General features: G+C 62.2%; 8 protein-coding genes. All 8 read left to right on the plus strand.

Translation table 11 applies throughout. The annotated features are described in order from the left end of the window. Positions 1–726: GTA baseplate fiber-binding domain-containing protein (locus V8324_RS20610; RefSeq protein ID WP_442970588.1), on the plus strand; the 726-nt coding region annotated here is incomplete at its 5' end. Further along, positions 726–1,460, plus strand: coding sequence for a hypothetical protein (locus V8324_RS20615; protein WP_336421774.1), 735 nt, complete (start codon positions 726–728; stop codon positions 1,458–1,460). The genes V8324_RS20610 and V8324_RS20615, both read left to right, overlap by 1 nt. Then, positions 1,460–1,606, plus strand: coding sequence for a hypothetical protein (locus V8324_RS20620; protein ID WP_336421775.1), 147 nt, complete (start codon positions 1,460–1,462; stop codon positions 1,604–1,606). Before V8324_RS20615 ends, V8324_RS20620 begins: the two co-directional genes overlap by 1 nt. Further along, complete coding sequence (locus V8324_RS20625; protein WP_336421776.1) at positions 1,603–2,244, plus strand: hypothetical protein; 642 nt, start codon at positions 1,603–1,605, stop codon at positions 2,242–2,244. The genes V8324_RS20620 and V8324_RS20625 overlap by 4 nt, the downstream gene beginning before the upstream one ends. Before the next feature lie 138 nt (positions 2,245–2,382). Beyond that, the gene (locus V8324_RS20630) at positions 2,383–2,691 is read left to right on the plus strand and encodes a hypothetical protein (RefSeq protein WP_336421777.1); all 309 of its coding nucleotides are present in this window, start codon (positions 2,383–2,385) and stop codon (positions 2,689–2,691) included. Between the two features lie 147 nt (positions 2,692–2,838). Next, on the plus strand, positions 2,839–3,519 hold the full coding sequence (locus tag V8324_RS20635) for a YcbK family protein (RefSeq protein ID WP_336421778.1): 681 nt from the start codon (positions 2,839–2,841) through the stop codon (positions 3,517–3,519). After that, positions 3,519–3,776 carry a hypothetical protein gene (locus tag V8324_RS20640; RefSeq protein ID WP_336421779.1) on the plus strand — a complete coding sequence of 86 codons (258 nt, stop codon included), beginning with the start codon at positions 3,519–3,521 and terminating at the stop codon, positions 3,774–3,776. Before V8324_RS20635 ends, V8324_RS20640 begins: the two co-directional genes overlap by 1 nt. Positions 3,777–4,108: 332 nt before the next feature. Further along, a partial coding sequence (locus tag V8324_RS20645) for a CARDB domain-containing protein (RefSeq protein WP_336421780.1) occupies positions 4,109–8,113 on the plus strand: 4,005 nt, incomplete at its 3' end.

Consider the following 8,113-nt stretch of genomic DNA (forward strand, 5'->3'; position numbering starts at 1 on the left):
AACAGCCTCACGGTGTTCATGACCACCGGCGGCGACCGGCTGGAGAGCGTCACGCAGGACGCGATGCTCGGCGGCGCCAACGCGGCCCTCGTCCTTAAGGCCGACGGCGCGCCCGAGATCATCCAGTTCCGCGACGTGACGCTGAACGCGGACGGCTCCTACACCCTGTCCGGGCTTTTGCGGGGCCGACGGGGCACGGATGTCTTCGTGGACGGGCACGCGACCGGCGAGGTGTTCGTCCTGCTCGATCCCGACGATGTCGAGACACTGGCGATCGCGCTCGGCGATCTCGGCCTGCCGCGCGCCTGGCGGGCGGTCGGCTTCGGCGCGCTCTTCGAGGAGGCCGAGACCGTGACGCAAAGCCATGCGGGCCGCGATCTCATGCCCTACGCGCCCGTGGGCGTGACCGCCACGCGCAGCGGCATGCCGGACGACATCACGCTGTCCTGGATCCGCCGCACCCGGATCGGCGGGGAGTGGAAGGACGGCACCGGCACCGTGCCGCTCGGGGAAGCCCATGAGGCCTACGAGGTCGATATCCTCGACGGGCCGGGCGGCGCGGTGCTCCGCACACTGGCCGCGACAAGCCCGTGCGCTGTTTATGCCAACGCGGACATTCTCGCCGACTTCGGTGCCGTCCCGGCCAGCCTTTCGGTCAAAGTCTATCAGCTGAGCACAGTCGCCGGCCGCGGCTTTCCGCGCACCGTCACTCTGGAGATCCCCTGATGCCAAGCCCCAATCTCGCCCTGACCCATGTCGCGGCTGCCCAGAACCAGAAAGAGGTCACGGTCAACGACGCGATCGACGGGCTTGATCGCGCCATGACCGCGACGCTGGCGGTCGATTGCAGCGCCGGTGGCACCGTGACTGTCAGCGCCGCGGATCTGCGCCGGCATGTGCGGCTGGTCCTCACGGGCAGCCCGGGCGCCGGGTTCACGGTCGAACTGGCGGATGTGCCGCGGCTCCTGGCGCTGTGCAACGCCACCGATGCCGCGGCCATGGTGGCGGGGACCACTGGCGTCGAGGTCGTGGAGGTGCCGGCCGGGTCTGAGCTGATGGTGTATGCCGGGCCGGACGGGGTCACGGGTCTCGGCGCCGTCGGCGGCGGGGTCTATGACTTCGGCGCCGTGACCTTCGCCGCCCCGCCGCCCGGCGCGGTCATCGGCAAACTCGTCGTGCCCCGCGCCATCGTCATCCCCGCGGATTTTGCCGGCGCGCGCGGTGACGTCGACACGGCCCCCGCTGCCGACTGGATCCTCGATGTGAGTCGTAACGGCCTCAGTATCGGCACCATCACCGTGGCCACAGACGGTGCGCTGGCCTTTGCCACCGTGGCCGGTGCGGCCGTGCCGATAGCGCCGGGCGATGTGATCCGCTTCGTCGCGGATCCGCGCGATAGCCCGGCGGAAACCGCCATCGCCGGGTTTGCGGTGACCATCGCGGCGGAGGTCGCGCAGTAATGGCGCTTCTCTTCACGACGCTGCTGCGCGGCCGGACGGATCTCGGCCCGGCAGTCCCGGTAGCTCCCGGCGCCTTGCGTCTCGAGGACGGGTATGTGCTTCGCCTGGAGGACGCTGGAAACCTGCAGAAGGATCCCGATGCATGACCGATCATAAACTCAGCGACCTGCCCGAGACCACCGAACTGGTCGCGGGAGACCTGCTCTACCTCGCGAAATCCGACGGGATGGGCGGTCATGTCAGCCGTCGCATGGATGCGGCCAACCTGCGCAGCCGGGATACGGTTCTGGTGATGACGGGGCGTTTCGGCCCGCTGGCAACGGGGTCGGCGCTGAGCACGCAGCCGGCCCTCGGCGTCGATTTCTACACGCTCGCCGACGTGACCGTGGACCGGGTGCAGGCCTGGCTGCATGCCAACACCGCGTTTCCGATCGACGTGCGGCTCATCGTGGCGGAGGTGGATGGGTCCAACGACAGCGAGGTGCTCGCGATTCTCGCCACCTCCGCCTTTGCGTCGGTCACGGCCGCCGGGGTCATCACCTTTGAAGGGCTGGACATCGCTCTGCCGCGCGACCGCATCCATGCCTTCATCCTCGACGCTGCCAGCGGCAATCTGACCGTGACGGCCGAAGAGCGCGCCGGCGGTCTGCCGCCATTGGTGAACCCGTTCGGGCTGTCCGGCGCGCTCGGCTTCAATGCGCCGCGCGACATCCAGGTCGGGCAGACCGTCAGTCGCTACAACTCGTCCATGCCGCATATGCGGATCGAAGGACGCTCCACCTGAACGCCGCCAATTGGCTGGATCTGTGCAGCGCGGTCGATGCCGACGTGATCGGGCGGCCGCGCCATGCCGGCCGCATGGTTCGGACCGCGGTCATTTCCCGACATTCCGGCCGCACAGCGAATACCATCAGGAGGCACCATGCCCGAGCGCCAGAGCTTCATCGATCAGATCATCCAGGCGTTCCGCGACCATGGCGTGGCGGCCGCGATCGGCGTCTGGTTCACCTTCGTCGGCGGGTTGGCCGTCGCGGTCACGCGCAAGGCCTTCACCAACGAGGCGCTGCTACACAAGCTCGAACAGGAGCTCGACGCCGAGCGCCTGCGCATCGAGAAGCGCCGCGACGAGGACCGGCGCGTCGATCACGACCGGCTGGAGCGCATCGAGCGCGACATCCACGACATGCGCAACCTGATGTTCGCCGCCTTCCAACGCGGCCGCGACGAGTGACCGCGCCTCTGGCGTAGCGCGCGCACGGCACACCCGAACGCAAGGCGACGCTGACAGACCTCCAGACCCGCAATCCCGACACATCGAACCTGCCGCCCATCCGGGCGGCGGGCACTGCCACATGCCTGTCACACCAAGGAGACCATCATGTCCGACCCTATTCGAAGCTTCCGCCATTTCCGCGAGGTCCCCGAGCGTCTTTGGCGCTGGAAGAATTTCTCGCCCGCCGAGATCGCCTGCCGTGGCACCGGGCAGATCAAGCTGCATCCCGAAGCGCTGGACAAGTTGCAGGCGCTGCGCGATCGGCTGGGTAAGCCGCTAATCGTGAACTCGGGCTACCGCAGCCCCGAGCACAACCGCGCTGTGGGCGGTGCCAAACGCTCGAAGCACATGGAGGGCACGGCCTTCGATATTTCCATGGCCAACCACGACCCGAAGACCTTCGAGCAGGCGGCGCGCGAGGTGGGGTTCCTCGGGTTCGGGACCTATCCGCGCTCGAACTTCATGCATGTCGATTTGGGGCCGGCACGCCAGTGGGGCGCGCAATTCCCGCCGAGGGCGACACCGTTTGCGCCCGAGACGCCGCCCGCGCGTGAGGTGCTGGCCGAAAGCCGGACGCTCAAGGGCACCGGTGCGGCCGGGGTGGCGACGGCCGGCGCCGCCGGTGTCGAGGTCGCGCAGGAGGTTCTGGTCGAGACGCAGGGGGCGGTCCTGCCGCTGGTGCCCTATCTCGACACGCTGCGATGGGTCTTCATCGCGCTGGCGCTCGCGGGGATCGGCGTCGGGGTCTGGGCGCGGCTCGATGACTGGCGCAAGGGGCGCCGCTGATGTGGGGCACGGCTCTGGCCAGGATCATGGCCCGGCCATGGGCGCGGCGGATGGCTGCTATTGGCCTCGTCGCGCTCGCGATCATCCTCTTTCTGTTCAACCTCCGCCGCAGCGGCGAACGCGCGGGCCGCGCCGCCGAGCGACTGGACATGCTGGAGCGCAATGATGCCATTCAACGACAGATGCTGGACGCGGCTGCGCAGCGGCCTCGTGATCGCGACGCTCTTCTCGAGCGGTTGCGTGGGGGTGAGTTCTGACGTCGCGCTTGGGGTATGTCCGCCCGTGGTGTCGTACAGCCAAGAAGAGCAGGCGCGCGTGGCAGGCGAGGTGGCGGCGCTAACGGAGGGTACACTGATCGTGGAATGGCTGGCGGATCCCCCGGTGCTGAGGGAGCAGGCGTGGGCGTACCGTTGAGACAACTGGAACGAGTGCTAACGATGGAACGCGAATCGGTTCGACGAATCTTGTGCGAGTGGTTGGCCAACGGGGTCGTTAACTTTTTGTTGACACTGAAGTGGAGCGACCGGCAGGCTGGCCATGCTTAGGGGTGATTTTGGGCTCACGTGTGGTCGCGGCAGGGGATAAGTGGATGAGTGTCGATTTACGAATTACGAACGTGGAAACGGACAAAAATCAGTACGCTTCGGGAGAAGACATCACAGTAGATTGGCAGGTAAGGAATAGTGGAACAGCCGATGCTGCCACGACGGCCTCCGGCGTATTTCTCTTTACGGCAGACTTCTCAGATAGTTGGTTCTTAGGGTCGCAGAGTGCAGGCACGTCTGGCGCAAATACGTTTGATAATGAAACTGATACATTTCAGCTGCCCTCAAGCCTCCCTGCAGGAAATTACATCCTGTCTGTGCAGGCGGACTATGACCTCCGTGTAAGCGAAAGCAATGAGTTCAACAATGCAACCAATGTTGGGATCTCAATTTTCGCCGCAGAGCCAGACCTCGTCCCCCAGCAGGTCAGGATAGACGGTTCCACGGTTCTTCCCGGCGACGTGGTCTCCCAAGAATACGCTCCCGGCGACGACATCACCGTCTCCTGGGAAGTCTGGAACATCGGTGATGGCTTTGCCGGCAGCAGCGATGCCGGTCTTTATCTTGTCGGAGGCGGCGCGCCCATTGTTTCGGTGTTCAACTCCACAAGGGATCTGGACGGAGGAGAAGAAGACACGAGTGAGTCGTCTACCCTTTCGTTGCCTGACGGCCTTGCACCAGGCCGCTACACGATCCGGCTCGCGGCGGACGCGCGCGGTGAAGTCGACGAAAGCACGGAAGCCAACAACTTCTACGCGTTCGAGATCGATGTCGTGGAGGCGGGTGAGCCAGACCTCGTCCCGCAACAGGTCAGGATAGACGGTACCACGGTTCTTCCCGGCGACGTGGTCTCCCAAGAATACGCTCCCGGCGACGACATCACCGTCTCCTGGGAAGTCTGGAACATCGGTGACGGCGTTGCCGGCAGTAGCGATGCAGGTCTTTATCTTGTCGGGGGCGGCGCGCCCCTTGTCTCGGTTTTCAATTCCACGAGGGATCTGGACGGAGGAGAAGAAGACACGGGTGAGTCTTCCACCCTGTCGTTGCCGGACGACCTTGCGCCAGGCCGCTACACGATCCGGCTGGCGGCGGATGCGCGCGGTGAAGTCGACGAAAGCACGGAAGCCAACAACTTCTACGCGTTCGAGATCGATGTCGCGGAGGACGCCTCTTCTGACAGCGTAAACGAGGGAACTGATACATCGGCGGGTCTCACCGAAGGCACATGGGAACAGGGGACAATTGATGCCGAACCGATTTCAGGCGACGGAGTGGCCTCCGACGGTCAGGGCGGGTTCATCGACAAGGACTGGTATCGCGTCACGCTGGATCCGGATCTGACGTACTCTTTCGACGCGCAATCCCTGTCGCTGACGACCGGCATCGTCTTCGTCAGGCTCTACGACAGCGTAGGGAACGAGGTCGGAGGATCGTTCGAAGCCGAAGGCGCCGCGCCGAGCTTCACCTTCAACACGGCGGGCCAGTCGGGCAGCGAGACCTACTACCTCGCCGTCAGCGCGGGCGATAGCGGAGAGGCGAGCCAACCATTCCGGAGCGCCACCGGCGACTTCCGGGTCAGGTTCACGGACGAGGGACCGTTCACGACGACCGAGGATGACTTCGCGGATGAACCGTCGGAGACCGGCACCACTCAAGGCGTCGGTCAGCTTCTGGTAGGGGATCAGCTTTCCGGGGTGATTGGCGCAGCCGATGCCAACGATGGAACTTTCGGGGACAAGGACGCCTTCGCGGTTTCTCTGCAGGCAGGCAATGTCTATAGTTTCACTGTTGATGGCTCGAACGGCCTGTCTGACGCCATCTTCACGGTGCGCGACGCAGGTTTTTCGAATGTCCTCGCGACCAGCAGCGAAGGTGATCCTGCGAACCTAACCTTTACAGCGACCACGAGCGGAACACACTACATCCGGGTCGGCACAGGTGTTCAAGGCCAGCAGGGCAATTACGTCCTGTCGGCAACGAACGAAGGGGCAGCTCCGACCGAGGATGACTTCGCGGATGAACCGTCGGAGACCGGCACCACTCAAGGCGTCGGTCAGCTTCTGGTAGGGGATCAGCTTTCCGGGGTGATTGGCGCAGCCGATGCCAACGACGGCACTTTCGGAGACAAGGACGCCTTCGCGGTTTCGCTGCAAGCAGGCAACGTCTATCGTTTCAACGTTGATGGCTCGAACGGCCTGTCTGACGCCATCTTCACGGTGCGCGACGCAGGTTTTTCGAATGTCCTCGCGACCAGCAGCGAAGGCGATCCTGCGAACCTAACCTTTACAGCGACCACGAGCGGAACACACTACATCCGGGTAGGCACAGGTGCCCAAGGTCAGCAGGGCAATTACGTCCTGTCGGCAACGAGCGAAGGGGCAGCTCCGACGACGCCAGTACCGAACTCAGTCGAAGAAGCTGTGATCGTTGAGTTGGTTCATCTCGCAGATTGGGCGTACAGGCCCCCACATGATCCAGCTGACCCTGCAAATAGTGGTCCGATCAACCGAACTGGTTGGGCAGAGGTCACTGGCGCTCCTTTCGCCACGATTACGCCAAACACAGCTGCGGATGGATTTGGTAAGCCGGACGTCAATCTACATGTTTACGAGGGTAACATAGAAGGTGCTCGGGTGCTTGCTCTGGCGTTCAGCGGAACGGCTGATCCCCTCGATCTAGTGAGCCAGATCGGAAGCTGGGAAACGATCTATGATGAATTTTCGCCGACGATTGCAAGCATTTTGAGTTGGTCCGAAAACGATGCGCAAAACGCTGATCGTCCGTTCGAAAAGCTGTTCGTTACTGGTCACAGTCTTGGCGGCGTGATGGTCGAGGAGCTCATGGCTGATTCCTCGCTCTCGGCATATTCGTTGGCCAGAGATGCATCTGGCGTGACGTTTGGCTCGCCGGGCTCGCCGAACCGAGACAACCCAAACTTTGATGACAGCAAGCTGACGAACTTTGTAACACTCGGCGACGTTGTGCCAATGCTGAGTTCCGAAAGCTTTTTCGATACGCTTGCCGCGCCAGGCGAGGAAAAGAACCTCTACGAAAAATCTTTGGCGGTCGCTTTGACTGTGAAGGGTGCGGTTGGGAACAAAGCTGAGGCTTTAACTACGGCTACTGAAATCGTCGGTGGTGAAGCTGGGGTATTAGTTTCTCGCGACGGTACAACAGTCACAATGGTGAATACCGACAGTTATACAATCAATGTGGCCCGCGCTTTGGCCTCGCACCCTCGCGACGGTGAGTTAGGATACATACGGACAGTCGAGAAGCTCTCTAACGTCTTCGACGGGTCTAGGAGTAACAAGCTCGACGACTTTTTCGCATGGGAAAACTCGTCCGGAGGCTGGAGATTCACGGAAAGCTATGATGATCTAGGTATTTCAGACTACGCAATTGCCTTCGACCAAGGACTCAATTTTGGGATCGTCGATATTCTCGGCTCCCTTCCGCGCCTCCTGATCAATGGTGCCAGCGGTTATGTCTACAGTATCCCGAAGATCATCGAGTTGGTTGAGGATGGTTTCTCTAAAGGCGTTTCAAGCATTGGGCAAAAGATTGAAGGAACGCGAGACAAGTTCAACACCACAATTGAAAATACGCGGGACTACATTGAGGTCAGATTTTTAGGAGAAGACTTTAACGAAGATTCCGCAGGTTATGAGGGTGGATCTGCGATCATTTCCATCGACTATGATCTTGATGGTATAACCGATACAACGACAACATTGCTCGGTGACTTTGACCTTTCGCGCTTTTTTGTGGTTCCGGATGAGACTGGAACGCGGGTCATCTACTCCGAACGAGCCCAGTACCAGTCTAGTGAAGGCAAAGACGTGTTGATTGGCGATGCCAGCAGTGAGTCCTTTTCCGGGTTCGGAGGAAATGACTACATCTTAGCTCTCTCCGGTGACGATGTCATTTTTGGCGGTGGCGGCAACGATGTGGTGGACGGCGGACCGGGCAACGACACCATGACTGGCGGCCCAGGCGATGACGTCTTCGTCAAGCGCCCCGGCGAGAGCGACGACACGATCACCGAT

Source organism: Roseovarius sp. D22-M7, from assembly GCF_037083785.1.
Classification (GTDB): Bacteria; Pseudomonadota; Alphaproteobacteria; order Rhodobacterales; family Rhodobacteraceae; genus Roseovarius.

Bases quoted from the DNA above. Each gene is read 5' to 3' on its own strand.
- V8324_RS20630 (WP_336421777.1), top strand. From the start codon at position 2,383: ATGCCCGAGCGCCAGAGCTTCATCGATCAGATCATCCAGGCGTTCCGC.
- V8324_RS20635 (WP_336421778.1), top strand. From the start codon at position 2,839: ATGTCCGACCCTATTCGAAGCTTCCGCCATTTCCGCGAGGTCCCCGAG.
- V8324_RS20625 (WP_336421776.1), top strand. From the start codon at position 1,603: ATGACCGATCATAAACTCAGCGACCTGCCCGAGACCACCGAACTGGTC.
- V8324_RS20620 (WP_336421775.1), top strand. From the start codon at position 1,460: ATGGCGCTTCTCTTCACGACGCTGCTGCGCGGCCGGACGGATCTCGGC.
- V8324_RS20615 (WP_336421774.1), top strand. From the start codon at position 726: ATGCCAAGCCCCAATCTCGCCCTGACCCATGTCGCGGCTGCCCAGAAC.
- V8324_RS20640 (WP_336421779.1), top strand. From the start codon at position 3,519: ATGTGGGGCACGGCTCTGGCCAGGATCATGGCCCGGCCATGGGCGCGG.